Source organism: Stenotrophomonas sp. YJH_SMC_12-1 (genome assembly GCF_059370935.1).
The window spans coordinates 186,167-210,315 of the sequence record NZ_JCAFUD010000005.1; the positions used below are offsets into that span (position 1 = coordinate 186,167).

General features: G+C 68.2%; 22 protein-coding genes. 10 read left to right on the top strand and 12 right to left on the bottom strand.

The features are described 5' to 3' along the window. Window positions 1-149: 149 nt before the first annotated feature. The 4 genes from AC5P8Y_RS11185 to sppA all read left to right on the top strand — a co-directional run bounded on the left by AC5P8Y_RS11185 (window position 150) and on the right by sppA (window position 5,370). On the top strand, window positions 150-1,154 hold the full coding sequence (locus tag AC5P8Y_RS11185; protein WP_049402278.1) for a hypothetical protein: 1,005 nt from the start codon (window positions 150-152) through the stop codon (window positions 1,152-1,154). After that, a complete protein-coding gene (locus AC5P8Y_RS11190; RefSeq protein ID WP_005414612.1) occupies window positions 1,147-1,731 on the top strand; it encodes a DUF3106 domain-containing protein in 585 nt (194 codons plus the stop codon). Before AC5P8Y_RS11185 ends, AC5P8Y_RS11190 begins: the two co-directional genes overlap by 8 nt. 236 nt (window positions 1,732-1,967) lie before the next feature. Then, complete coding sequence (locus tag AC5P8Y_RS11195; protein ID WP_005411205.1) at window positions 1,968-3,332, top strand: MATE family efflux transporter; 1,365 nt, start codon at window positions 1,968-1,970, stop codon at window positions 3,330-3,332. A gap of 115 nt (window positions 3,333-3,447) precedes the next feature. Further along, window positions 3,448-5,370 carry a signal peptide peptidase SppA gene (gene sppA, locus AC5P8Y_RS11200; protein ID WP_005411204.1) on the top strand — a complete coding sequence of 641 codons (1,923 nt, stop codon included), beginning with the start codon at window positions 3,448-3,450 and terminating at the stop codon, window positions 5,368-5,370. 99 nt (window positions 5,371-5,469) lie between these two features. Here the strand turns inward: sppA and AC5P8Y_RS11205 are convergent, their stop codons facing one another. Continuing rightward, a complete protein-coding gene (locus AC5P8Y_RS11205) occupies window positions 5,470-5,682 on the bottom strand; it encodes a hypothetical protein (RefSeq protein ID WP_033835254.1) in 213 nt (70 codons plus the stop codon). 111 nt (window positions 5,683-5,793) lie between these two features. On the opposite strand from AC5P8Y_RS11205, the gene AC5P8Y_RS11210 reads away from it, so the two are divergent. After that, a complete protein-coding gene (locus tag AC5P8Y_RS11210; RefSeq protein ID WP_005411202.1) occupies window positions 5,794-6,570 on the top strand; it encodes an SDR family oxidoreductase in 777 nt (258 codons plus the stop codon). 94 nt (window positions 6,571-6,664) lie between these two features. On the opposite strand, the gene AC5P8Y_RS11215 is transcribed toward AC5P8Y_RS11210, so the two are convergent. The 9 genes from AC5P8Y_RS11215 to AC5P8Y_RS11255 form a co-directional block, all read right to left on the bottom strand. Continuing rightward, the gene (locus AC5P8Y_RS11215; RefSeq protein WP_049402279.1) at window positions 6,665-7,411 is read right to left on the bottom strand and encodes a hypothetical protein; all 747 of its coding nucleotides are present in this window, start codon (window positions 7,409-7,411) and stop codon (window positions 6,665-6,667) included. A gap of 22 nt (window positions 7,412-7,433) precedes the next feature. Next, a complete protein-coding gene (locus AC5P8Y_RS11220; protein WP_049402280.1) occupies window positions 7,434-8,123 on the bottom strand; it encodes a DUF4124 domain-containing protein in 690 nt (229 codons plus the stop codon). A 43-nt stretch (window positions 8,124-8,166) separates the two neighbouring features. Continuing rightward, window positions 8,167-8,757, bottom strand: coding sequence for an L-threonylcarbamoyladenylate synthase type 1 TsaC (tsaC, locus tag AC5P8Y_RS11225; protein ID WP_005411199.1), 591 nt, complete (start codon window positions 8,755-8,757; stop codon window positions 8,167-8,169). Between the two features lie 129 nt (window positions 8,758-8,886). Then, window positions 8,887-11,373 carry a DNA topoisomerase I gene (locus tag AC5P8Y_RS11230; RefSeq protein ID WP_005414607.1) on the bottom strand — a complete coding sequence of 829 codons (2,487 nt, stop codon included), beginning with the start codon at window positions 11,371-11,373 and terminating at the stop codon, window positions 8,887-8,889. 193 nt (window positions 11,374-11,566) lie between these two features. Next, window positions 11,567-12,499: an RDD family protein gene (locus tag AC5P8Y_RS11235; RefSeq protein WP_049402281.1), complete on the bottom strand. Its 933-nt coding sequence runs from the start codon at window positions 12,497-12,499 to the stop codon at window positions 11,567-11,569. A gap of 49 nt (window positions 12,500-12,548) precedes the next feature. Next, on the bottom strand, window positions 12,549-13,313 hold the full coding sequence (locus AC5P8Y_RS11240) for a pilin (protein WP_049402282.1): 765 nt from the start codon (window positions 13,311-13,313) through the stop codon (window positions 12,549-12,551). Window positions 13,314-13,352: 39 nt separating this feature from the next. Continuing rightward, entirely contained in the window at window positions 13,353-13,826 is a 474-nt protein-coding gene (locus AC5P8Y_RS11245) for a DUF494 family protein (RefSeq protein ID WP_005411195.1), read from the bottom strand. A gap of 43 nt (window positions 13,827-13,869) precedes the next feature. Then, window positions 13,870-14,997, bottom strand: coding sequence for a DNA-processing protein DprA (gene dprA / locus AC5P8Y_RS11250; RefSeq protein WP_111108298.1), 1,128 nt, complete (start codon window positions 14,995-14,997; stop codon window positions 13,870-13,872). Window positions 14,998-15,158: 161 nt separating this feature from the next. Continuing rightward, on the bottom strand, window positions 15,159-16,292 hold the full coding sequence (locus AC5P8Y_RS11255) for a LysM peptidoglycan-binding domain-containing protein (protein ID WP_005414604.1): 1,134 nt from the start codon (window positions 16,290-16,292) through the stop codon (window positions 15,159-15,161). A gap of 126 nt (window positions 16,293-16,418) precedes the next feature. Here AC5P8Y_RS11255 and def point away from each other — a divergent pair, with 126 nt between their 5' ends. The 4 genes from def to AC5P8Y_RS11275 all read left to right on the top strand — a co-directional run bounded on the left by def (window position 16,419) and on the right by AC5P8Y_RS11275 (window position 21,055). Further along, window positions 16,419-16,931, top strand: a complete 513-nt coding sequence (def, locus tag AC5P8Y_RS11260; RefSeq protein ID WP_005411192.1) for a peptide deformylase — start codon at window positions 16,419-16,421, stop codon at window positions 16,929-16,931. 120 nt (window positions 16,932-17,051) lie between these two features. Beyond that, the gene (gene fmt, locus AC5P8Y_RS11265; protein WP_024957899.1) at window positions 17,052-17,975 is read left to right on the top strand and encodes a methionyl-tRNA formyltransferase; all 924 of its coding nucleotides are present in this window, start codon (window positions 17,052-17,054) and stop codon (window positions 17,973-17,975) included. Window positions 17,976-17,978: 3 nt separating this feature from the next. Further along, window positions 17,979-19,310 carry a 16S rRNA (cytosine(967)-C(5))-methyltransferase RsmB gene (rsmB, locus tag AC5P8Y_RS11270; RefSeq protein WP_049430216.1) on the top strand — a complete coding sequence of 444 codons (1,332 nt, stop codon included), beginning with the start codon at window positions 17,979-17,981 and terminating at the stop codon, window positions 19,308-19,310. 23 nt (window positions 19,311-19,333) lie between these two features. Continuing rightward, a complete protein-coding gene (locus AC5P8Y_RS11275) occupies window positions 19,334-21,055 on the top strand; it encodes an ArnT family glycosyltransferase (protein ID WP_033834008.1) in 1,722 nt (573 codons plus the stop codon). An 18-nt stretch (window positions 21,056-21,073) separates the two neighbouring features. On the opposite strand, the gene AC5P8Y_RS11280 is transcribed toward AC5P8Y_RS11275, so the two are convergent. Together AC5P8Y_RS11280 and AC5P8Y_RS11285 are read right to left on the bottom strand one after the other, a co-directional pair. After that, window positions 21,074-22,195 carry a glycosyltransferase family 4 protein gene (locus AC5P8Y_RS11280; protein ID WP_495201965.1) on the bottom strand — a complete coding sequence of 374 codons (1,122 nt, stop codon included), beginning with the start codon at window positions 22,193-22,195 and terminating at the stop codon, window positions 21,074-21,076. A gap of 43 nt (window positions 22,196-22,238) precedes the next feature. Further along, the gene (locus AC5P8Y_RS11285) at window positions 22,239-23,057 is read right to left on the bottom strand and encodes a glycosyltransferase family 2 protein (RefSeq protein WP_005414597.1); all 819 of its coding nucleotides are present in this window, start codon (window positions 23,055-23,057) and stop codon (window positions 22,239-22,241) included. Here AC5P8Y_RS11285 and AC5P8Y_RS11290 point away from each other — a divergent pair. Further along, a complete protein-coding gene (locus AC5P8Y_RS11290; RefSeq protein WP_012481363.1) occupies window positions 23,056-24,114 on the top strand; it encodes a CDP-glycerol glycerophosphotransferase family protein in 1,059 nt (352 codons plus the stop codon). The genes AC5P8Y_RS11285 and AC5P8Y_RS11290 overlap by 2 nt on opposite strands. Window positions 24,115-24,149 lie beyond the last annotated feature (35 nt).

Sequence of the window (24,149 nt, forward strand, 5' to 3'; positions counted from 1 at the left end):
AAACAGAGTGAATTCAGCTGGATGCCGCAGTTTTCCCCGAGGTGGGCGTGGTGCTGTGCACAACCTGCAGCACGAAGTGCCTGCGCGCGCAAGTCCTACGGGTGCCGATGGGCTGCCGCTATCATGCCGGCAGACCTTTGGAGTGACCGATGACGGCTGTGCCCGCCCCTGTTTCCTCGACCGCGGCCGGCGCGCTGTCGGCGTTCCTGCGCGGCGTCGAGCGCCGCGCCCTGGTGGTGGCTGAGCTGCAGTGCGGCGATGCCGCGCGAGCCGAGCAGACGCTGGTGGCGGTGATGCGCGCCTTCGCCGCGGTCGCCAGCGACCTGCCGATGGCGCAGTGGCCGATCCGCTTCTGGACCCTGCTGGGCCAGCGCCAGGCGCTGCGCGAGCCGGTGGGCGGCCAGTGGCTGCCGCCGTTGGCCGCGCTGGGCGAAATGGGGCCGCTGCCGCGCTTGGCACTCCTGCTGCGGGTGGGCGGCAGTCTGGACGAGGGTATCGCCATGCGCGTGCTCGACCAGGACGAAGCGGGCTACCAGCACCTGCTGGCCGATGCCTGCCCCCGTGATGCGCACGGCCAGCCCGATGCGTCGGCATGGCGCCAGCTGGCCGAACAGGTGCAGCTGCGCATCCGCGACCTGCCGGCCAAGCGCCTGCAGCAGCTGCAGCAGCCGGCTGCGCCGGCCGCCAGCAATGAAGCTCCCGCGACCAGCTGGCGCGCACCGCAGCGCGATGATCGTGCGGCCGCCCAGGGCAAGCGGCGGCGTCCCAATGCCAGGCCGCGCTGGCGCGGCCCGGTGATCCTGCTGGCGACGGTGGCGGTGCTGTTGGCCGCGGCACTGGGCTGGCGCTACTGGCAAGGACATTCATCCGGTAGCGACGCTCCACTGCCGGAAGGGGTAGTGGGCGAAGCTGGCCCGGTCACGGTGGAAGCGCTTCCGCCGAGCAAGGTCAATGCCACGCCGGATGCGACCCCGGCCCAAGCCTCCGACGACGCCATGATGCTGGCCGACCGCGACTATCCGCTGGTGGCCGATGCCGATCTGTATGCCTGGACCGCCGCCGGCGGCCCGTTGCCGGTGGACGAATCGCAATCCAGGCCGAGCCGGCCCGAGCCGGCCAGCGCCACGCTGGAAACCGCTGCCGCCGATGAATAAGACCCTGTTCGCCAGCCTGCTGCTGGCCCTGCCGTTGTCGCTGTCCGCCGCGCCGCAGACCTTGAGCGTGCCGCTGCCGCCGCCAGTGCCGGGCAGTTCACCGGCGGCTCCTGCTCCGGCCACCACAAACACGACGCCCGCTGCGTTCACCCAGCTCGACGCCCAGCAGCAGCGTCAGCGCCGTGCCGACTACGCGGCCTGGCGCGCCCTGCCGGAGAGCGAGCGGGAGCGCATCCGGCAGGCTGCGGCGCGGTTCAATGCGCTGCCGGCGGACCAGCAGCAGCGCCTGCGCGAGCAGTTCCAGGCGCAGGACCAGGCCTTCCGCGAGGGCTGGCGGCTGGGCCCGCAGCTGGGACTGGAGTTCCCCAAGCTGCACGGCCTGTTCGGCTTCGTGCCACCGGAACAGCGCGAGGCCGCGCTGGCCGTGCTGCGCCAGCTCAGCCCAGCGCAGCTGGCCCAGCTGACCCTGGTCGCGCAGCGCACGCCACCGCAGGAGCGTGACACGGTGCGAGGCGCGTTCCTCGCCGTGCCGGCCGCCGAGCGCGATGCCTGGCTCAAGCGCCAGGCCGGCCAGTAAACAAAGGGGACGGAGGGGATTAAGTCGTGTTCGGCACAGTCGGGCTTGAAACGACTTAATCCCCTCCGTCCCCTTTTTCTGTTCGTAACGCGATCGCAACGCGTGATGCCGAGGCCTGCCGGAACCCAGCATTCACGCCATGTCATGGGAATGCGCGCGCTGCGCGCGTAAGATGACCGGCCGCAACCCGGTGCCTGTGCCCTTCGCGCGCAACCGTAGTTCGCGTCAAGCACCTTATGTCTACTGCAACCTCCACGCCGCGCTTCAGCAAGGAAGTCGGCGCCACCGGTCTGCTCGCCCTGCCGCTTGTGCTCGGGCATGTGTCCACCGGTCTGATCTCCTTCGTCGACAACGTCATTGCCGGCCACCACGCCACCGCGACCCTGGCCGCGGTGACCATCGGCACGGCGCTGTTGTGGCTGCCGATGCTGATCCCGATCGGCACCCTGATCTCGCTCACCGCCTCGGTATCGCAGCTGCACGGCGCCGGCCGCGAGCGCGAAATCGGCCCGCTGTTCCGCCAGGCGTTGTGGCTGGCGCTGGGCCTGGGCCTGATCATGTTCACCTTCCTCACGGTGGTGCCGCCGCTGCTGCCAGCGTTCGGGATCGCGCCGGACATCGTGCCGGGGGCGACCGCGTTCCTGCACGCGGTGCGCTGGGGCGGGCCCGCACTGACCCTGTACTTCTGCATGCGTTACCTGAGCGAAGGCATGCACTGGACGTTGCCGACCATGCTGCTCGGCTTCGGCGGCCTGCTGGTGCTGGCGCCGATGGGCTACGTGCTGGCCAACGGCAAGCTCGGTTTCCCAGAACTGGGTGCGGAAGGCCTGGGCATCGCTTCGGCGGTGATGATGTGGCTGCAGGCCACGGCGTTTGCCCTCTACCTGTGGCGCACCAAGCGCTTCGCCCACCTGCAGCTGTTCTCGCACTTCGAAGGACCGCGCTGGAAGGCGATCTGGGACCTGCTGCGCACCGGCCTGCCGATCGGCATTACCGTGCTGATGGAAGGCGGCCTGTTCATCGTCACCGCGCTGCTGATCGGCCGTCTGGGTGCGAATGAAGCGGCCGCGCACCAGATCGCGATCAACGTGGCGCAGCTGTGCTTCATGATCCCGATGGGCGTGGCCGAGGCCACCACCGTGCGCGTCGGCCATGCGGTTGGCCGTGGCGATGGCTTCGGCGTACGGCGTGCGGCCTGGGCCGGCTACGCGATCATCATGGGCACGCAGACGCTGTCGGCGGCGGTGCTGCTGTTCGGCCACGATGCCATCGTCGGTGTCTACACCAACGACCTGGCGGTGGCCGGCCTGGCCTCGACGCTGCTGCTGTACGCGGCCACCTTCCAGTTCCCGGATGGCATCCAGGTACTGTCGGCCGGCGCGCTGCGCGGCCTGAAAGACACCCGCGTGCCGATGTTCATCGCCATGTTCGCGTACTGGGGCCTGGGCATGCCGCTCGGCGCCGGGCTCGGCCTGGGCCTGGGCATGGGCCCGCAGGGCATGTGGATCGGCCTGATCGTTGGCCTGACCGCCGCTGCCATCCTGATGGGCTGGCGCCTGCGCCGCAGCAGCCTGCGCATCGGCCAGTCGATGTTGTCCTGACCTTTGCGCCCGCCATGCCGACCCATGGCGGGCGATCCCCTGACTTGTGTCCGATGCTGCATCACGCGGCACCGGCTATGCTGGTACCACGGCAAGAAGCCATCCGGAGCGTTCCATGAATCAACCCGTGCCCCCGCTGCCCCCGGCGCGTCGCAACCCCGTCGCCAGTTTCTTCATCGGGCTGTGGGACGTCATGAACTTCACCCGCCGGTTGATCCTCAACCTGCTGTTCTTCGGCCTGCTGTTCCTGCTGCTGGTGATGTTCGTCATCGCGGCGGGCATGGGTGCCGGTGCCAGCAAGTCACTGCAGGATCGCACCACCCTGGTGATCGCCCCGGAAGGTCGCCTGGTCGAGCAGTTCAGCGCCGACCCGGTCAGCCGCGCACTGGCCAAGGCGGTGGGCGACAACGGCGCCGAAGAGATCCAGCTGCGCGACCTGCTGCGGGTGATCGAGTCGGCCAAGGAAGACAAGAAGATCGAGCGCGTGGTGCTGGAGCTGGACAAGCTGCAGCCGTCCGGCTTCGCTTCGCTGCGTGAAGTGGCCACCGCGCTGCAGGACCTGCGTGCCTCCGGCAAGCAGCTGGTGGCCTACAGCGAGAGCATGGGCCAGTCGCAGTACCTGCTGGCCGCACAGGCCGACGAGGTCTACCTGGATCCGATGGGGTCGGTGGTGCTCGAGGGCCTGGGCCGCTACCGCCAGTACTTCCGCACCGGCCTGCAGGACAAGCTGGGCGTGGACGTGCACCTGTTCAAGGTGGGCGAGTACAAGTCCGCGGCCGAGCCGTACGTGCTCGATGCGGCCTCGCCGGCCTCCAAGGAAGCCGACCTGTTCTGGATGAACGACGTGTGGCAGCGCTATCTTGCGGACATCGCCAAGGCGCGTCGCCTGGACCCGGCACAGCTGGCCGCCGGCATCGACACGCTGCCGGAAGGCATCGCCGCCGCCGGTGGCGACCTGGCCAAGTTCGCCCTGCAGCAGAAGCTGGTGACCGCGCTGAAGACCCGCGAGGAGTTCGAGGATCTGATGATCGAGCGCGGCGTGGCCGATGACGATGCCGACGGTGGTTTCCGCAACGTCGACTTCGGCACCTACCTGGGCCAGCTCGATGCGCGCCGCAACCCGGTGGACAACCGTCCGCAGGTAGCGGTGGTTGTGGCCGCCGGCGAAATCAGCGGCGGCGATCTCCCGGCCGGCCGCATCGGTGGCGAATCGACCTCGGCGCTGCTGCGTGCCGCGCGTGACGACGAGAACGTGAAGGCGGTGGTGCTGCGCGTGGATTCGCCGGGCGGTGAAGTGTTCGCCTCCGAGCAGATCCGCCGCGAAGTGGTGGCCCTGCAGGCCGCCGGCAAGCCGGTGGTGGTGTCGATGGGCGACCTGGCCGCCTCCGGTGGCTACTGGATCAGCATGAATGCCGATCGCATCTATGCCGATCCGTCGACCATCACCGGTTCGATCGGCATCTTCGGCATGGTGCCGAACTTCAGCCGCGCGCTGGACAAGATCGGCGTGCACACCGATGGTGTCGGCACCACACGTTTCGCGGGTGCGTTCGATGTCACCCGCCCGATGGATCCGGCCGTGGGCCAGGTCATCCAGTCGGTGATCAACAAGGGTTACGCCGACTTCACCGGTCGCGTCGCCGACGCCCGCAAGAAGCCGGTCGAGGCCGTCGACGAAGTGGCGCGTGGCCGCGTGTGGAGCGGTGCGCAGGCCAAGGAACGTGGCCTGGTCGATGCCTTCGGTGGCCTGAAGGATGCCGTGGCCGATGCCGCCAGCCGCGCCAAGCTGGGCAAGGCCGATGCCTATCGCGTGCGCTACATCGAGAAGGCGGCAACGCCGTTCGCGCAGTTTGTCAGCGGTTTCGCCGGCAGCCGTGCCGGCGCCTGGATGCTGTCTGACTCGGGCATGGCGCGGATGGTGCTGGCGCGCACGATGCCGGAAGTGGATACGCAGCTGCGCTTTGTCGAGAACGCGGCGCGCGAGAAGGGCAACGGTACGCCGGTGAAGGCGCTGGCCTACTGCTTCTGCGGGTTCTGATCGGCAGCGGTGACGAATGAAAACGCCCGGCCCTGGCCGGGCGTTTTCGTTGGTGGGGGTCGGATCCCTTTGCCCCGCAAAGGGCTCTGACCCCACAGGTCACTGCGTCGCGTCGGCCTCGGCCTTGCGTTCGCGTGCGGCGGCTTCTTCCACTGCTTTCTGCGCGCCCTTGGCGCGGTCCAGCGGTTCCTGCATCGCACGCGACATCGCTTTGGGCACCGGTGGCTTCTCCGGGTTCGGCGTCGGCGGCCGCTGGCAGGCCACCAGCAGCACGCCGGCCAGCAGGGACGAGAACAGGGTCGGGATGCGCATGGCGGCTCTCCGCAGTGGGCGTACGTGCAGTGTCGCATCCTCGGCAGAGGGCCGCCGTGAGCGCGTATCCTTGCCGCATCGAAATGCAGCGGGCGCGGCCCCGGAGGACACATGACCCAGCAACGGTGGCGCCTGGACGGGCAGACCGCCCTGATCACCGGTGCCAGCGCCGGTATCGGCCTGGCCATCGCACACGAACTGGCCGGCTTCGGCGCGGACCTGATGATCGTCGGGCGCGATATCGACATGCTGGAGACCGCGCGCGACGAGCTGCTGGATGTGTATCCGCAGATGCAGGTGCACGCGCTGGCCGCCGATGTCTCCGACGACGAGGACCGCCGGCAGATCCTGGACTGGGTAGAAGACCACAGTGATGGCCTGCACATCCTGGTCAACAACGCTGGCGGCAACGTCACCAAGGCGGCCACGGAGTATTCAGAGGACGAATGGCGGAAGATCTTCGAGACCAACCTGTTCTCGGCGTTCGAGCTGTCGCGCTACGCGCATCCGCTGCTGGCTCGCCACGCATCGTCGTCGATCGTCAACGTCGGCAGCGTGTCCGGCCTGACCCATGTGCGCAGCGGCGTGGTCTACGGCATGAGCAAGGCCGCGATGCACCAGATGACCCGCAACCTGGCCGTCGAGTGGGCCGAGGATGGCATCCGGGTCAATGCAGTGGCGCCGTGGTACATCCGCACGCGGCGGACCTCCGGTCCGTTGTCGGACCCGGATTACTACGAGGAAGTGATCAACCGCACGCCGATGCGTCGTATCGGCGAGCCGGAGGAAGTGGCCGCCGCGGTGGGCTTCCTCTGCCTGCCGGCAGCCAGCTATGTCACCGGTGAGTGCATCGCGGTGGATGGCGGCTTCCTGCGTTACGGGTTCTGATCTTTCAGCGGGTAGTGCCGGCCGCTGGCCGGCAACTGCAATCATCTGAAGATCCTGTGGTTGCCGGCCAGCGGCCGGCACTACCGGGTGGCGGTCACCCCGGTACCGGGCAGTTGCTGGCCTCCAACACCGCCTGCAGCCGCTCGCGTTCACCGCGCGCGGTATCGCGGTTTTCCGGTGCGGCGAAGCGTTCACGGCCGCGGGTATCACGGAAGCGCTGCTGCCAGCTGCCGCATCGCTGTGCTTCGGGAAGTTCCTCGCAGCGGTCGCGTACGACTTCGCAGCCGGCCGCGTTCATCGGCGTGACCCCGCCCAGGCCCTGCACCGTCATCGGTTCGCAGCGACCAGGTGATGCCTCGTACTCGTGCAGATAACCACCGCCCTGTCCGTCGGTGCACTGGAAGATCGGGGGAAGCGGCGGCTTCGGTGGACCGTTGCCTGCTTCGGCACGGGCATCGGCATCACGGCGCAGGGTCGCACTGTCGAGAATCTGGTTGGCACCTTCGCGTTCAACCATTCCCGCTTCCATGATGGTGCGTCCTTCGTCCGCGCGTCGTGGTTTCGCTGGGGCCGCAGGGGCAACGGCCGGTCCGGCTGGCACCGGCGCGGGTGTTTCGACGGGGGCGGGTGCAGGTTCCGCAGCCACAGGTGCAGCGGCAGCCGGCTGCGGGTTGGCCGGGCCGGGCACGCGCAGCACCTGCTGCTTGCTGCCGGTGGGGCACGGCGTGCGCTGCAGGGTAGGGACGTCACTACTGCTGGAGGTGCAGCGGTAGATCACGCCCTCTTCGGCCAACGCGCTTCCGGGCAGCAGCGCCAGAAGCAACCAGATCAGTCTGTTCATGCTCACAGCGTACAGGCTGCGCTCAACGCTGGCAGTCGCGTGACAGGCGCGCGTCGATGCCACGCTGTTCGTTGTTGATGGCGGTGCGCTCGCTCTGCAATGCGCTGTTGTAGCGACGGTCCAGTTCCCAGCGGCGGTCGCGCAGGCGCGCACAGACCTCCTGTGGCGGCAGCGCGTGGCAGCTGTCGCGCACCAGCACGCTGCCGGCCGGGACCTGCACGCCTACGCCGACGGCGGGCGGCCGGTAACCGGCGCCCTCGCCGACGGGCGGACCGATCGGTGTGCCGATGGCCGGGCGCGGACCCGGGTACGATGGGCCCCGATGCCCGTGTGGCAGCCAGACGCTGGTCCACAACGGCACCCAACGCGGATTGCCCTCGTTGCTGTCGCTGGTATAGCGCTGGCCATCGTCGCGCACGCATTCGTACAGCGGCTGCGGCGGCTGGATGTAGACGTGGCGGACCTCGCGGTCACGCATCACCGGAGATTCGTCCGGCGGTGCGGGGGCCGCATCGCTGCGCACCCCCTGCGGCGCTGGATCGCGCGGGCGCTGCAGGTCGCGGACTTCCTGGCGGCCGCTGTTGCAGGGCCTGTCCTGCAGGGCCACGCCGCCGTTGCTGGCGACGCAGCGGTAGACCCGCACGTCCTCGGCCGCCGGTGCCGTCGATGGCAGCAGCAGGCACAGGCCCAAAGCGGTGCGCAGCAGGTTCATGACGGCAGGGTGCGCGATTGTCCGGGGCAGCGCAATCGGCCGCTCAGGAGCGCAGCACGTTGCCGCTGAGCGCGTCGCGGATCGGGGTGGGCTGGGCCAGGCCGCCGGTTTCGCCATCCAGGATGCCATCAAGCAGGCGCAGCAGGCGTGGATCCAGTTCTTCGCGGCGGCGCGCCGGTGGTTCGCCGGCCAGGTTGGCGCTGGTGGAGACCAGCGGGCCTCCCCAGGCACGGCAGAGTTCGGCCACCAGCGGGTGGGCGCTGATGCGCACGGCGATGCCGCTGTGCTCCCCGGTGACCCACGGCTGGGCACGGGGTCCGGCCGGCAGGATCCAGGTGTTGGCGCCGGGCCAGCTGGCCAGCACCGCGCGCTGGCGTGCGTCCGGCAGGGCCTGCAGGCGCACCCAGCCTTCCAGCTGCGCCAGATCGGCCGCGACCAGAATCATGCCTTTTTCGATCGGGCGCTGTTTCAGTCGCAGCACCATGTGCACCGCCGCCTCGTGCGAAGGGTCACAGCCCAGGCCCCAGACCGCTTCGGTCGGGTAGGCGATCACGCCGCCCGCGCGGAGCGTGGCGACAGCAGAGTCCAGGGTGAGTTCTTTCATGGCGGCGACCGGCCCGGCGTGGGCCTTCATTATCCCCCTGCTGCGTGCAGAAGGGGTGGACCCTGGCACCCGGTAGTGCCGGCCGCTGGCCGGCATCTGATGCTTCTGGGGTTGCCGGCCAGCGGCCGGCACTGCCCCTCATCCACGCTTGGCGTGGATCTACTTCTTTGCGGCGGCCTTCTTCGCCGGGGCCTTCTTCGCGGCGGCCTTCTTTACTGCTTTCTTGGCCGCGGCCTTCTTGGCAGGCGCTTTCTTTGCAGCGGCCTTCTTCGGCGCCGCTTCCTTCTTCACTGCCGCCTTCTTGGCCGGGGCTTTCTTCGCGGCGGCCTTCTTGGCACCGAAGCCCTTGCGCACCGGCTTGCCGGTTTCTTCCATCAACTGCTGCACTTCAGCCAGGGTCAGCGACGCCGGTTCGCGATCCTTGGGGATCTTGCCGTTCATCCTGCCGTCGCTGATGTACGGGCCGAAGCGGCCGTTCAACACCTGGATGTCGCTGCCCTCGAACTCCTTGATGATCCGGTTGCGCGCGATCTCTTCCTTCTCTTCGATCAGGAACACGGCGCGCGCCAGGTCGATGGTGTACGGGTCGTCCTCCTTCTTCAGCGAGGCATAGGTGCTGCCGCGCTTGGCGAACGGGCCGAAGCGGCCGATGCCGACGCTGACCGGCTCGCCGTTGTCCTCGCCCAGTGCGCGCGGCATCAGGAACAGCTCCAGCGCGTCTTCCAGGGAAATGGTGTGCATCGACTGGCCAGGGCGCAGCGAAGCGAACTTCGGCTTCTCCTCGGCATCTTCGGCGGTGCTGCCGATGGCGGCATAAGGCCCGAAACGGCCCAACCGCACGCTGACCGGCTTGCCGGTCTTGGGGTCGGTGCCGAGCTCGCGCGCGCCACTGGCCTCCGCGCGGTCGACCGATTCCTTCTTGTCTTCGACCAGTTCCTTGAACGGTTCCCAGAAGCGCGACATCAGCGGGATCCAGTCTTCTTCGCCACGCGAGACGGCATCGAGCTCGTCTTCAAGCTTGGCGGTGAAGTCGTAATCCACGTACTGGGTGAAGTGGCTGGACAGGAACTTGGACACCGCGCGCCCCACATCGGACGGGCGGAAGCTGCGCCCTTCCATTTCCACGTACTTGCGGAACAACAGGGTCTGGATGATCGAGGCGTAGGTCGAGGGACGGCCGATGCCGTACTCTTCCAGCGCCTTCACCAGCGCCGCTTCGGTGTAGCGCGGTGGCGGCTGGGTGAAATGCTGTTCGGCCTGGATGCGTTCCAGCGGCACGCGGTCGCCGGGCTTCATCGCCGGCAGCTTGCGGCCTTCGTCCTCGTCCTCGGCACTCTTGTTGTCCTTGCCTTCCTCGTACACGGCCAGGAAGCCGGGCACGACCACGGTGGTGCCGCTGGCACGGAACACGTGCTCGCTGCCGGCCGACAGGTCGACGCTGACCGTGTTGAGCGTGGCCGGAATCATCTGACAGGCCACTGCACGCTTCCAGATCAGCTCGTACAGGCGGCGCTCGTCGTCGGTGAGGAAGCGTGCGACCTGGGCCGGGGTGCGCAGGGCCGAGGTCGGGCGTACCGCTTCGTGCGCCTCCTGGGCGTTCTTCGACTTGGTCTGGTAGGTGTTGGGCTGGTCGGGCAGCGAGGCGATGCCGTAATCACGGGCGATCACGTCGCGGATCTCGGCCAGCGCATCCTGCGACAGGTTCACCGAGTCGGTACGCATGTACGAGATCAGGCCGACGGTGCCTTCGTCACCAATCGCCACGCCTTCATACAGCTTCTGCGCCACCTGCATGGTCTTGCGGGTGGTGAAGCCGAGCTTGCGCGAGGCTTCCTGCTGCAGGGTGGAGGTGGTGAACGGCGGCGCCGGGCGGCGCTTGCGCTCTTTGCTGGCCACGTCGGTGACGTGCAGCGAGCCCTGCGCGGCCTGCTGGATGCGCATCCGCGCCGCTTCAGCGGTGTCGCCATCGGTGATGGTGAACTGCTCGAACTTCTGCCCGTCCAGCTTGATCAGCTTGGCGTTGAAGTGCTGCGACGGGTGCGCGCACTCGGCGGCGATCGACCAGTACTCGCGGGCGATGAAGGCTTCGATCTCTTCCTCGCGCTCGACGATCATGCGCAGCGCCGGGCTCTGCACGCGGCCGGCGGACAGGCCGCGCTGGACCTTGCGCCACAGCACCGGCGACAGGTTGAAACCGACCAGGTAATCCAGCGCGCGGCGCGCCTGCTGGGCATCGACCAGGTCGCTGGCGATCGCGCGCGGCTGGCTGATGGCTTCCTTGATGGCGCGCGGGGTGATCTCGGTGAACACCACGCGCTGCATGGGCTTGTCCTTGACCAGCCCGCGTTCCTTCAGGATCTCGGCGATATGCCAGCTGATCGCTTCACCCTCGCGATCCGGGTCGGTCGCCAGCAGGATGTCGTCGGCGCCCTTGGCGGCCTTGGCGATCGCGTCGACGTGCTTCTCGTTCTTGTCGATCACGTCGTAGTGCATGGCGAACCCGTTGTCCGGGTCGACCGCGCCTTCCTTCGGAATCAGGTCACGCACATGCCCATACGAGGCCAGGACGGTGTAGTCCTTGCCGAGGTATTTGTTGATCGTCTTGGCCTTGGCCGGCGATTCGACGATGAGCAGGTGCTTGGGCATGGCAGCAGGGTCTGTGGGGCGAACCGTGGGGAAGGGGCCGCTAGGGTGGAGCAAATGGCCGCATTAGTGAAGCGGCCACGCGCAAATCCATAAACTGAACGCCCGGTAATGTGCCGGGCGTTCAGGTTTCACCTTATTAGAGGAATCACGCCCGGCCAGTCCGTGTCAAGCAGCCAGCCGTGAGGATGGCCGTTCAGGAGGCCATCTTGGCGATGAAGCCGACCGCGAACACCAGCAGCGCCAGGCCCACCAGCGACAGTACCGCCGTCAACACCAGTACCAGCACGGTGACGGTGCCCAGCTCGCGGCGCTGCAGGTGGGGCTGGTCGGTGTAGGCCCAGCGGTCGACCACCAGAGTGTCGCAGATCATGTCGTGCAGGCCCTGCTTGCGTTCGGTGAAGGCCGCCATCAGGAAGCCGATGCCGAGGGTGAAGCTGCTCAGCAGCATGGCCCAGTAACGACCGAACGCGCGGGCCTTGGTCAGGCGCTCGCCGTTGCCGCGAACGACCTTGATGCCGACCGCCATCTTGCCCAGCGTGGCGCCGCCCTTCGAGGCATGGAACCAGGTGTAGTACGCCATGCCGATGCAGAGGTTGATCAGGGCACTGGCCAGCTGGGCCACGATCTCGATGGCTGATTCGCCACTGCCCACCGCGCCCATGCTGGCGCCCAGGATCGCACCGAGGATGGCTCCTATCATGCTGCCGGGGATGACCAGCACGAAGTAGTCGATCATGTAGGCCGCCACGCGCTTCCAGAAGCCTGCGTAGACCACTTCACCGCCAACCACAGGCTGTGCGTGGCCACCGCTGCCGACGGCGGCTGGAGCGCTGTATGGCGAGCTGCTGAGCGCGCCGGTGCCGGGCAGCGGTGCGGTGCCGCTGTCGATGGCGGCATAGTCGCTGCGCAGGTCGAACCCGCCGCTGCTGGTGGCGGTGCTGGCATCGGCCAGCGTCTGCAGGCCGAGCTCGTCGACCACCTGGCGCAGTGCAGCCCACTGGGCCATGCCCTCGCGCCAGACCAGGGTGTCCAGGTTCAACTGGCCGCGCTGGAAGCGCTGGCGGATCTCCTGGACCGGCAGCGGGCCCTGGCGTTGCTGTCCTTCGGCGTAGTACCACTCAGTCATTGCATGTTCCCTGTTGAATCATCCTTGGAGGTGCTGGCGTGCGCGTGGCTCAGCCGCGGCACGTCGGCGGCAGGTACTTGTCGTTGCTTTCGCCACTGCATTCCCAGCGGCCGCTGTCGCGATCGTATTCCAGCCACAGCAGGTCGCCGTCGATGCCCTTGCCTGGTACCGCCAGCGTTGCTTCGATGCCGCAGTGACCGTTGTTGAAGCGGCCGATGTTCACCGCCGACAGGCCCGCGTTGGCGAAGTCGCCCGGGGCCGGGAAGCCGGCGTCATTGGCACCCGGGCAGCGGCCTTCGTCATCGGCGAAATGCTGCACCTGGTCCTTCAGCGGCTGCAGCGCGGCCACGGCGCCGGTGACTTTGCTGCGCACGGTGTAGTCGTTGTAGGCCGGCAGCGCGATGGCGGCCAGGATGGCCACGATCGGGACCAGTACCAGCAACAGGGCACCACCGATGATGGCGGTCAGCGCACAGCCGGACAGCTTCTTTTTCGGTGCCGGCAGGACGGTGGCCGATGCACTGGCGGCGTAGGGCGTGGACGCCGGCAGTACCGGCGGCTGCGGCGGAGGCGGTGCGACGGGTTCCGGTTCCGGTTCCGGTTCGGGTTCGACCGGCGGTACGGCGGCGTCCAGCGCCGGCACGATCAGGCCGAGTTCGTCCACGACGGTGCGCAACGGCTGCCATTGCGGCAGTCCGTCGCGCCAGACCAGGGTGTCCAGGGTGATCTGGTTGTTGCGGAACAGCTCGACCAATTGTTCCGCCGGCAGCGGACCTTGCTGCCGGTTGCCTTCTGCATGGAACCACTCGCTCACGGGGACGCTCCTGAATGCGCTATGCCCCCAAGTGTACGGTCAGTGCAGGGGTTCTGGCTCGTCCATGAACATCTGCGTCTCCATCCAGGCATAGGCCGCTTCGGAGCCAGGCTGGTTGAACAGCACCATCAGTACGACCCACTTCAGGTCGTCCAGGTCCAGTTCGTCCTGGTCCAGGGCCATCGCCCGGTCCAGCACCAGCTCGCGCTGGTCGGCGTCGAGGATGCCGTGCTGTTCCAGGTACAGCAGGAAGCCGCGGCATTCCACGTCCAGCTTGTCCAGCTCGGGGCCGTGGTAGACGCGCACGGGGCCGTCGACCCGTGCCTGGGCCACGCTCGGCCGCTGCGCGGCCAGGGCGTCGAGCCAGTCGAACGCCTTGTTGATCTCGGTTGGGCTGAAACCGGCCTGGATCAGGCCGTTCTGGAGCGAATCGCGGTCACGGATCAGGTCCGCGTCTTCGCTGAAATAGTGTTCAAACAGGTACAGCAGTACGTCCAGGATGCTCTCTTTCATTGCCCCTCGGCCTGCGTCGCGCGACGCTGTGGAGGTGAAGAAACTAGGGAGTTCGACAGTAGCGGCCGTGTACGCACACCACGATTCCCGCCAGTTCCATGGCCAGCAGCATGGAGGACACCTGGGGCGCCGTCAATGCACAGCGTGTGATCAGTGAATCCATACTGCTTGGGTCGTGGTCCAGGGCCCGCCACAAGCACTGGTAGTCAGGGTCGTCGGCCCAGCGCGCCGGCAGGAGCGCCGGCGGTGCCTGTTCAGTGGGGGTGCCCAGCCGTGATTGCAAGCCCGGCAGCTGCTGGCGAAGGGCAGGGGCCAGCAGTTCCAGCACTTCCTCGGGGCGCTCGACCAGTGCGGCCCCTTCACGGATCAGCCGGTGGCAGCCCGCTGCGCGTGGGTTGAGTACCGAGCCGGGCAGGGCACAGACTTCACGGCCCGCCTCGGCAGCCAGCCGTGCGGTGATCAGGGCGCCGGAGCGTTGCGCGGCCTCGACCACCACCGTCGCCAGCGCCAGCCCGGCCACCAGGCGGTTGCGCGCGGGGAAGTGGCCCGGGCGTGCCGGTGTGCCGGGCGGGTACTCGCTGAGCACCGCGCCCTCGGCGGCGATCCGCCCCTGCAACCGTTGGTGGCTGTTCGGATAGGCCCGATCAGGGCCGGTTCCGATCACCGCCACGGTGCAGCCGCCTGCCTCCAGTGTGGCCAGGTGGGCGGCCGCGTCGATGCCGGCCGCCAGGCCACTGGTTACGGCCAGTCCGGCCTCGACGAAGCAGCCGGCAAAGCGCGCGGCCAGCGCGCGTCCTCCCGGGGTTGGCGAGCGGCTGCCGACCAGCGCCACCGAGGGGCGCCAGGCCAGGCTCGGATCGCCCGCCACGAACAGCGCCAGTGGCGGGTTCGGGACGTCCAGCAGGGGCGGCGGAAAGGCCGCATCGGCGAAGGACAGCAGATGGTGGTCGTCGTCTTCCAGCCAGTGCCGTGCCACGGTCCAGGCGCGGGCGTCGGGGTGTTCCAGTGCAGCGCACTGCTCTGGCGTGCAACCGTGCGCGCGCCAGTTCGCGGCGCCCTGCGCGATCGCGGTCTCCGCGCTGCCCGCGGCCTGCAGCAGGGTCCGCCGTGGCGCCAGCGCGCCGCCTGCCATCACCAGGCGCAGCAGCGCCTCATCAGCTTGCTTGGTCATTCCCCACTATCGAGCGCATGCAACAAAGGCGCCCTAGGGCGCCTTCGCATGTGGCTGTCAGACTTTGCCGGAGACCGCCCCTGTAGAGTCGACTGTCACTCGACTACCGCGCGCAGCGCGGGCGCTTTCGGGGCGGTGAAGAGCAGTCGACTGTCAGTCGACTACCGCGCGTCCGGGTGCAGCGCGTTGTACCCCACGCGCACCGGCTTCACGCCCTGCATCACCAGCGCGTAGCTGACATTGTCGAAGGTGCGGAACACCATGGCATGCGCCGCGTACTCGTCCGGCAGCGAGACCCGGCCGGCGCCGGTGCTGAGCGAATCGTCCGTGCGCGACGAGTTCGGGTACTTCATGCGGTGCGCCACATGGCGGCCCGGGCGCCACAGCGAGAACACGGTTCCATTGTCCACGCCCTGCGTGCGACCAGCCGAGATCGCGATCACGTCGCGGGGGCCGCCGGCGGTGAACATGTCGGTGACGGCCAGCACGCGTACGTCGACGCCCTCGACGCCTGCGGCGGGGACATGGGGCACGAACTGCAGGTCGTACGGCCTGGCCTCGATCGGCACCAGGCGGTCGCCGGCACGCACCTCGCGGCCGCCTTCGTTCTTGTCCAGTACCAGGGTGGACGCCTCGACCTTGCCTCCGGCGACATGGGTGATGGTGCCGGTGGCGACCTGGGCCAGCTCATAGCCGAGCACGCCGCGGCGGTGGTTGGGGGCGCTGTAGGCGCGCCACAGGTTGCCGCTGCCCGGGGTGACGTCGCCGTTGGCGGTCAGGTCCTCGGTCGGCTTGGGCTGGGCGTAGCGCACGGTCGGGCGGACAACCGCCCAGCGCTGGCCCACCTGGGCGTCGGCCAGGCGCACATAGACGGCGTGGCCGCTGGTGGCACGCAGGCGTTCCTCTTCCAGGCCGGCCACGTAGGGCAGCTGCTCGATGCTGTCGACCACGCTCAGCTGCTTCAGGAACGGCTCGACCTGGGCCAGCGGAATGGCGTCGATCGGGGCCTCCTGGCGTGGGCCGGGCCGGGCCGCCACGGTCACCCGGTCCAGGTAGGCCAGGCTCAGGACGTCACCGGGATAGATCAGGTGCGGATTGGCGATCTGCGGATTGGCCTGCCAGATCTCCGGCCACAGCCACGGCTTCTGCAGGAAACGTGCGGCGATATCCCACAACGTATCCCCTTTTCGGACCACATAGGTGTCCGGGTGCCCGCCATTCACTTCCACGGCGGTAGCATAGGCAGCCACGGTCAGCATCGCCGCGGCGACGACCGTACGAAAACGAAGCAACATAGGTGTGAAGCCCTGATTCCCCAACAGGTCCGCGCACTATAGTCCAGAAACCGGGGCGCAAGGCAAGCGTTGGAGCTAGAATCTGCGACGTATGCCGGCGTGCCGGCCCCCTATCCGGAAACAGCCATGGCCCTTCTCCCCATTCTCGAGTTCCCCGATCCGCGCCTGCGTACCAAGGCCGCGTTGATCGAAGCTGCCGAAGTCACCACGCCGGCCTTCCAGGAACTGATCGACAACATGTTCCTGACCATGTACGACGCCCCGGGCATCGGCCTGGCCGCCACCCAGGTGGACGTGCACAAGCGCTTCATGGTCATCGACGTCAGCGAAGAAAAGAATGAACCGCATGTGTTCATCAATCCGGAAATCGTCGCCAAGGACGGGGGCCGGGTGTACCAGGAGGGCTGCCTGTCGGTTCCGGGCATCTTCGCCGACGTGACCCGTGCCGACACCATCACCGTGAAGTACCTGGATCGCAACGGCCAGGAACAGCAGATGGAGGCTGGTGACGTGCTGGCCACCTGCATCCAGCACGAGATGGATCACCTGGACGGCAAGCTGTTCATCGACTATCTGTCGCCGCTCAAGCGCGAGATGGTGCGCAAGAAGCTGGCCAAGCAGCGCAAGCACGTGGCGTGATCGCCAATCCGGGCCACCCTTCGGGTGGCCCGTGCCTGCGCGGCTCGCGCGGGCTCTACGGCGCCGGCCGACGGCGCCGTTTTCTTTCCTGCACGAATCCATCCTGCAAGTGGGGTAGCCATGAGGATTGTCTTTGCCGGTACGCCGGAATTCGCGGTGTCGTCGCTGCGCGCGGCTGCGCGCCACCATGAGGTCGTGGCCGTCTATACCCAGCCTGATCGCCCGGCCGGCCGAGGCCGTGGCCTGGCGCCTTCGCCGGTCAAGCTCGAAGCCGTGGCCCGTGGCATTCCGGTCTACCAGCCGGAGTCGCTGAAGGACGCGGCCGCCCAGCAGCAGTTGCGCGACCTGCAGCCGGACCTGATGGTGGTGGTGGCCTATGGCCTGATCCTGCCCAAGGCAGTACTGGCCATCCCGACCCATGGTTGCTGGAACGTGCATGCCTCGCTGCTGCCGCGCTGGCGCGGCGCTGCGCCGATCCAGCGTGCGATCCAGGCTGGTGACGCGAAGACCGGGGTGTGCCTGATGCAGATGGAGGCTGGCCTGGATACCGGCCCGGTGCTGCTGCACCAGGAGCTGCCGATCGCCGCCACCGATACCGGCGGCCAGCTGCACGACAAGCTGGCCGAGCTTGGTGCCCAGGTGTTGTCCGATGGCCTGGGCCTGCTGCGCGCGGGCATCAAGCCGATCGCGCGACCGCAGCCGGAACAGGGCGTGACGTACGCGCACAAGCTGGACAAGGCCGAAGCCAGGCTGGACTGGGCGCAGGACGCCGACGCGCTGGCGCGTACCGTGCGCGCGTTCAATCCGTGGCCGATCGCCGAGGCAACGCTGGCTGGCGAACGCGTGCGCATCCATGGTGCGGTGGCACTGGAGGCAGACCACGGCCAGGCGCCGGGCACCGTGCTGGCCGCCGGCCGCGACGGCATCGACATTGCCTGTGGCCAGGGCGCGCTGCGCCTGCGCGTGCTGCAGCGTGAAGGCGGCAAGGCGATCACCGCTGCCGATTACCTCAACGCTCGCCGCGACCTGCGCGTGGGGGCATAAGCGGTGTCCAAGCAGAACGATTTCTCCGTCGCCAAGGCGGCACCGGGCGCGGCCACGCGCATGCTGGCCGCACGCGTGCTGGCACAGGTGTTCACCCGTGGCCGTTCGCTGAAGGCCGAACTGGCATGGGCGCTGCCGAAGCTGGCCGACAGCCGCGACCGCGCGCTGCTGGAAGCCCTGTGTTTCGCTGTGCTGCGCCGTCGCAGCACCTATGACGCGGCCTTGCAGGCCTGGATGCAGAAGCCGCTGTCGGCGCGCGATGCCGACCTGCGCACGCTGCTGATGGTCGGTTTCGCCCAGCTGGACGTGCTCGAACTGCCTGCGCACGCAGCGCTTTCGGCTACGGTCGATGCGGCGCGTGCGCTGGGCCGTGAGCGCCAGGCAGGCCTGGTCAACGCGATCCTGCGCCGCGCCCAGCGCGAGGGGTTCCCCGAGCAGCCTGCGCGCGACGCCTTCCCGGAATGGTTGGCTGATGCCATCGAACGCGACTGGCCGGCGCAGGCCGAAGCGATCTTCAGCGCCAGCCTGCAACCAGCGCCCTTGTGGCTGCGTGCCAACCGCCAGCACGGCGGTCGCGACAAGGCCCTGGCGACGCTGGCCGAGGCCGGCATTGCCGCTGAAGCCACTGCACTGTGCGCCGATGCGTTGCGCCTGGCGACCCCCGTTGCTGTGAACCAGCTGCCGGGCTTCGGCGATGGTGCACTGTCGGTGCAGGACCTGTCGGCGCAATGCGCGGCCGATGCGTTGGCACCCGCGACCGGTGCCCGCGTGCTGGATGCCTGCGCGGCACCCGGCGGCAAATCGGCGCATCTGCTGGAGCGTGATCCGAGCCTGCGCCTGCTGGCGCTGGATATCGACGCGCGCCGTCTGGCCCGGGCACGTGACACTTACACCCGCACCGGTGTGGGCGAGCATGTGCAGACCCTGGTCGCCGATGCCAGCGATCCCGGTTCGTGGTGGGACGGCGTGCCGTTCGACGCGATCCTGCTGGATGCGCCATGTTCGGCCACGGGCGTGATCCGCCGCCAGCCGGATGTGATGTTCCACCGTCGCGCCGAGGACGTCGATGCACTGGTGGGCGTGCAGGCGCGCCTGCTGGAAGCCTGCTGGTCGATGCTGCGCCCCGGCGGCGTGCTGCTGTACGCCACCTGCTCGATCCTGCGCGCCGAGAACATCGATCAGGTGCGTGCGTTCCTGAAGTGGCATCCGGACGCGGTGGCGCAGCCGCTGGGCGATGCGTTCGGCGTGGATTGCGAAGGCGTGGCACGCCAGCGACTGCCTGGTGACAACGATGCTGACGGTTTCTTCTACGCGCGTCTGATAAAAGCAGCCTGACCCCCGCTGCCGTTTCGAGTCCCATGCTGAAGACCCACGCGTCGCGCCAGACGTGGTTGTTCGTGGTGGTGGCCCTGCTGGTGCTGGGGGCCGGGCTCGGTCTCCGCGATCCGTGGCCCTCTGACGAACCACGCTTCGCGCTGGTGGCCAGGCAGATGGTCGACAGCGGTTATTGGTTGTTCCCGCATCGCGGTACCGAGCTGTATTCGGACAAGCCGCCGATGCTGATGTGGTGGCAGGCCTCGCTGTATGGCCTGGTTGGCCACTGGCGCGTGGCCTTCCTGCTGCCCTCGCTGCTGGCCGCATTGGGCACGCTGTGGTGCGTGGTCGATCTGGGGCGCCGGCTGTGGACGCGGCAGGTCGGGCTCTGCGCAGGGTGGGCACTGCTGTTCGCGCTGCAGTTCACCTTCCAGGCGAAAAAGGCGCAGATCGATCCGCTGCTGGTGCTGTTCATCACCCTGGCCAACTATGGCCTGCTGCGCCACCTGCTGCTGGGCCCGGCCTGGCGCTGGTGGTGGCTGGGCTGGTTCTTTGCCGGTATCGGGGTGATCACCAAGGGCGTGGGCATGCTGGCGCTGCTGATGATCGTGCCGGCGGCCATCGCTGCAGCCCTGCAGTGGCCCCGCGTTTCCCTGCACGCACGCGATGGCCGCTTCTGGCTGGCACCGCTGGCCTTCCTGCTGGCGATATCGCTGTGGCTGGCGCCGATGCTGCTGGCCGCGCTGGGCACCGGATCGGACGAGTACCGCGGCTACATCAACGACATCCTGGTGCGGCAGACGGCCCGCCGCTACACGCAGTCCTGGGACCATCACCAGCCGTGGTGGTACTTCTTCGGTGTCATGCCAACGATGTGGATACCCGCGTTCCTGGCGCTGCCATGGGCGATCCCGGCGTGGCGGCGGCGCCTGTGCCGCCGCGATCCACGCTACCTGCTGCCGCTGGCCTGGTGGTTGCTGGTCGTGCTGTTCTTCTCGATTCCCCAGGGCAAGCGTGATGTCTACATCCTGCCGGCGCTGCCGATGTTCTGCCTGGCGCTGGCGCCGCTGCTGCCCGGGCTGCTGAAGCGGCGCGATGTGCAGCGCGTGCTGGGAGGGTTTGCCGCGTTGCTGGCACTGGGATTGAGCCTGGTCGGGGCGCTCGCGTTGCTGGGTGATCCGCGCTTCGAGGTGAACCTTGCCCATGGACGCGGATTGCCGCCCGGCGCGACCGATGCACTGGCGTGGACGATCTTGGCGATGGGGCTCTGGGGTGGCTTGAGCCTGGTGGTGACCGGCTGGCGTCGAAGCCACCTGGCGCTGCTATCGACCCTGGCCGTGGCCTGGGTGCTCTACGGCCTGTTCGGTTACCCGTTGCTGAATGATTCAAGCTCTGCGCGTGGTCTGATGCGTGACGTCGGCGCGCGTCTCGGGCCAGGCGCGGAACTGGGGCTGGTGGCCTGGAAGGAACAGAATCTGCTGATGGCGGACCGCCGCGCGGCGACCTTTGGATTCGAGAACCGCTGGCATGAACAGCTGCAGGCGGCCGTGCGCTGGCAGCGGCTGGTTCCGCAGCACCGCTGGCTGCTGGTGAACGAAGATGCGATGCAGGCCTGCATTGACCGTGCGCAGGCCGAAATGGCGGGCATTTCCAATCGTCGCCGCTGGTGGCTGGTGCCTGCCGACGCGGTCGCCGGCACCTGCCGGCCGTCGGCGGCGGAACTCGAGCACGAGCGCCGCCTGCAGGGGCCCGGCCTTACCGATTGAGCGTTCGGGCAATGTGGCTCAGGTGCTGGCCAAGGCGGCGTGATAGCTGGCCAGGGTCGCCCCGGCGAAGGTCTGCAGGCCGAACTCACGCTCTGCATGGCGGCGGGCGGCCATGCCCATCGCCGACAGCGCCTGGCGTTGTTCATACATCGCCTGCACCTGTGCGGCGATGGCGGCCACGTTGCGGGTGGGCACGACCCAGCCGTCGACTCCCTGCTCGATGTTTTCCGGCAGCCCCGCGTAGTCGCTGACCAGCATCGGCCTGGCGCTGGCCATCATTTCGCGGCAGGCGAAGGAAATTGTTTCGATGTCGTTGGACAGCACGAAGCCGACGTCGCCGGCGGCGATCAGTGGGCGCGTATCGGCCAGCAGTCCGGTGAAGTGGACCTGCGTGGCGACATCGCCGAGGGCCTGCACCTGCGCGCGTTGCTGCGCGTTGGGCAGGTGACCTGCGACCGCCATGTGTACGTGCGGCCGGATCGCGTCGGGGAGCAGGGCAATGGCCTGCGCAAGGTCGATCCAGCCCTTGTAGTCATCGGTGCCGGCGTTGCTGACCAGCAGCAGCGCATCCGGGTCCTGCGTCCATTGCTGCCGCATTGCCTGGCCGGCGTCGGCCGGCAGCGGCGCGAAGCGGTCCAGGTCGACGCCGTTGCGGACCACATCGATCGGGCAGCGCCGGTACGGGCCCTGCTCCAGCAGGCGCCCGGTGTGTGCCGAAACCGCAATCACGCGGTCGGTGGCCCAGCGGGCCCTGAAGGCATTGCCAAGCGTACGGGTGGGCTTGCTGTTGTGCTTGGTCAGGATGATCGGCGGGCGGCGCATGCCGAGCAGTCCCTGCATCACGAAGCGGTGATCACGAGCACCGTTGGCGTGGACCAGGTCGATGCCCTCGTCCCGCACCAGCCGGCGCAGCGCATGCTGTTCGGCCAGTTGTCGTGGCAAGGTCGGCAGGCCGCTGCCAAAGGCCATCGGCAGCGGGGTGGCGATTCCTTCCTCGGCCACCGTGCGCAGCAGGCGGCTGTCGGCGGGGGCTGCGACATGGAGCGTGTGCTGGCCATGCAGGGCGCGCGCCAGGGACACGATGTACGTGGTGTGGCCGCCACCGTCGCCATAGTGGAAGTTGGTGTACAGGATTTTCATGGGGGATCTTCAGGCAACGCGCGGCAAGTGTGACACAGCCGGCTCAGGGCCGTTCCACAGGGGCTGGAGGATCGGCCACCGCCTGGCCGTTGCCCAGCATCCACAGCATGATGGTCTTCTGCCGTACGTAGTTGGCACGCACATAGGCATAGACCAGGCCGTGCCAGCCGTCGCGGAAGCCGCCGCGGAACAGGAAGCCACGCCAGAACCGCCAGGCCGGCGCCAGCACCAGCTTGCCCAGCGTGGCGCGCTTGCCACGCGCGAACTCGTGCTCGGCCATCATCCGCGCATACTTCTCGGTCTTGGCCAGCTGCTGCTGCAACGATCGATAGGGATAGTGGATGAGATCGCCGCGCAGGGTGCCGACGCTGCCGTCGACGCTGGCCGCCTCGTGGATCTCGCGCTTGCCGCGCCAGCCGCCCTGGCGGCGGTCGAACAGGCGCATCACCCGGTCCGGGTAGGCATTGCCGTGGCGCAGGAACCTGCCAAAGTACTCAGACAGGCGGGCGAAGCGGTAGCCGGCGTGGCCGGCGAAGCCGCCGTCACGGGCCTGTTCGATGGCCGCACGCAGCTCGGGGCTGATGCGCTCGTCTGCATCCAAACACAGTACCCAGTCGTGGCTGGCCTGCTCGACGCAGAACGCCTTCTGGCTGCGGAAGCCCTCGAACCGACGCTGCAGCACGCGGGCACCGGCCGCCTCGGCGATGGCCACGGTCGCATCGGTGGACTGCGAGTCCACCACCACGATCTCATCGCAGAAGGCCAGCGAGGCCAGGCAGTCGCCGATGCGCCCGGCCTCGTTGAACGCGATAATGCACGCCGAGATGCGAGGCCGTTCGATGGGAGCGGTCGTGGAGGACATGATGGCCGGGTACCTGTTGTTTGCGACGGAGCGCTATGCGCTGCCTATTCTCGCCCCGTTGGCGCAGGCGTTGCACGCGTCCGGGCAGGAGGTTGCGGCCTGGTTCGAAGGCGGCGCGGCCGGCAGCAGCCTGCCGGGGGTGGCCAACGTCGGCCTGAAGCAGGCCCTGGCAATGCGCCCGCGGGCGGTGTTCAGCGCGGCGAACTGGGTGCCGACCTTCCTTTCGGGGGCCAAGGTGCAGCTGTTCCATGGCTTCAATGTGGAAAAGCGCGACAGCGCGCGCGGCCACTTCCGGGTGCGCGGCATGTTCGACCTGTACTGCACGCAGGGGCCGGCCACCACCACACCGTTCCGCGAGATCGCGGCCCAGCAGGGCCATTTCGCGGTGGCCGAGACCGGCTGGCCGAAGCTGGACCCGCTGTTCCGCGATGACGGTGGCGAGAGCGCCGCACTGCGCGCGCCGGCCGGCGATCGCCCGGTGATCCTGTTTGGTTCCACCTTCACCGAGCGGCTGAGTGCGGCACCGCACCTGCATGCGCAGATCGCCGCCGATATCGCTGCCGGTGGGCGCTACTGGCTGCTGACCCTGCATCCCAAATGTCCGCCGGAACTGTTCGAGCGCTACCGCGCGCTGGCCGGTGCCAATGCCCGCTTCATCGAGCCGGAGCAGGTGATGGCCGCGCAGCGCGCCGCCGATGTGCTGGTGTCGGACACCTCGTCGATCGTTTCGGAGTTCATCGTCCAGCACAAGCCGGTGGTGACCTTCCGCAACCGCGTGCCGAAGCCGCACATGATTGATTTCGACGACCCGGCACAGCTGCCGGCGATGCTGCAGCGCGCGCTGCATCCGGATGCCGCGCTGCAGGCGGAAATCGTGCGTTACGCCGATGCCATCCATCCGTACCGCGACGGCCTGTCCAGCGAGCGGGTAATCGCGGCCACCGAGGATTTCCTGTCCGGTGAAATGGGTGCGCTGCGCCGCAAGCCTCTCGGCAGCTGGGTGCGCGATCTGCAGATCCGAAGGGACCTGGGCTATTGGGGCCCCTCGCAGCGATGATGCCTCGCTGACCCTGCTCGCGGCCGGCACGACCT

Bases quoted from the DNA above. Each gene is read 5' to 3' on its own strand.
- dprA (WP_111108298.1), bottom strand. From the start codon at position 14,997: ATGACCAAGCAAGCTGATGAGGCGCTGCTGCGCCTGGTGATGGCAGGC.
- AC5P8Y_RS11285 (WP_005414597.1), bottom strand. From the start codon at position 23,057: ATGTCCTCCACGACCGCTCCCATCGAACGGCCTCGCATCTCGGCGTGC.
- AC5P8Y_RS11220 (WP_049402280.1), bottom strand. From the start codon at position 8,123: ATGAACCTGCTGCGCACCGCTTTGGGCCTGTGCCTGCTGCTGCCATCG.
- def (WP_005411192.1), top strand. From the start codon at position 16,419: ATGGCCCTTCTCCCCATTCTCGAGTTCCCCGATCCGCGCCTGCGTACC.
- AC5P8Y_RS11215 (WP_049402279.1), bottom strand. From the start codon at position 7,411: ATGAACAGACTGATCTGGTTGCTTCTGGCGCTGCTGCCCGGAAGCGCG.
- AC5P8Y_RS11290 (WP_012481363.1), top strand. From the start codon at position 23,056: ATGATGGCCGGGTACCTGTTGTTTGCGACGGAGCGCTATGCGCTGCCT.
- AC5P8Y_RS11190 (WP_005414612.1), top strand. From the start codon at position 1,147: ATGAATAAGACCCTGTTCGCCAGCCTGCTGCTGGCCCTGCCGTTGTCG.
- AC5P8Y_RS11235 (WP_049402281.1), bottom strand. From the start codon at position 12,499: ATGACTGAGTGGTACTACGCCGAAGGACAGCAACGCCAGGGCCCGCTG.
- AC5P8Y_RS11230 (WP_005414607.1), bottom strand. From the start codon at position 11,373: ATGCCCAAGCACCTGCTCATCGTCGAATCGCCGGCCAAGGCCAAGACG.
- AC5P8Y_RS11205 (WP_033835254.1), bottom strand. From the start codon at position 5,682: ATGCGCATCCCGACCCTGTTCTCGTCCCTGCTGGCCGGCGTGCTGCTG.
- tsaC (WP_005411199.1), bottom strand. From the start codon at position 8,757: ATGAAGGCCCACGCCGGGCCGGTCGCCGCCATGAAAGAACTCACCCTG.
- fmt (WP_024957899.1), top strand. From the start codon at position 17,052: ATGAGGATTGTCTTTGCCGGTACGCCGGAATTCGCGGTGTCGTCGCTG.
- sppA (WP_005411204.1), top strand. From the start codon at position 3,448: ATGAATCAACCCGTGCCCCCGCTGCCCCCGGCGCGTCGCAACCCCGTC.
- AC5P8Y_RS11255 (WP_005414604.1), bottom strand. From the start codon at position 16,292: ATGTTGCTTCGTTTTCGTACGGTCGTCGCCGCGGCGATGCTGACCGTG.
- AC5P8Y_RS11280 (WP_495201965.1), bottom strand. From the start codon at position 22,195: ATGAAAATCCTGTACACCAACTTCCACTATGGCGACGGTGGCGGCCAC.
- AC5P8Y_RS11245 (WP_005411195.1), bottom strand. From the start codon at position 13,826: ATGAAAGAGAGCATCCTGGACGTACTGCTGTACCTGTTTGAACACTAT.
- AC5P8Y_RS11195 (WP_005411205.1), top strand. From the start codon at position 1,968: ATGTCTACTGCAACCTCCACGCCGCGCTTCAGCAAGGAAGTCGGCGCC.
- AC5P8Y_RS11275 (WP_033834008.1), top strand. From the start codon at position 19,334: ATGCTGAAGACCCACGCGTCGCGCCAGACGTGGTTGTTCGTGGTGGTG.
- AC5P8Y_RS11210 (WP_005411202.1), top strand. From the start codon at position 5,794: ATGACCCAGCAACGGTGGCGCCTGGACGGGCAGACCGCCCTGATCACC.
- AC5P8Y_RS11185 (WP_049402278.1), top strand. From the start codon at position 150: ATGACGGCTGTGCCCGCCCCTGTTTCCTCGACCGCGGCCGGCGCGCTG.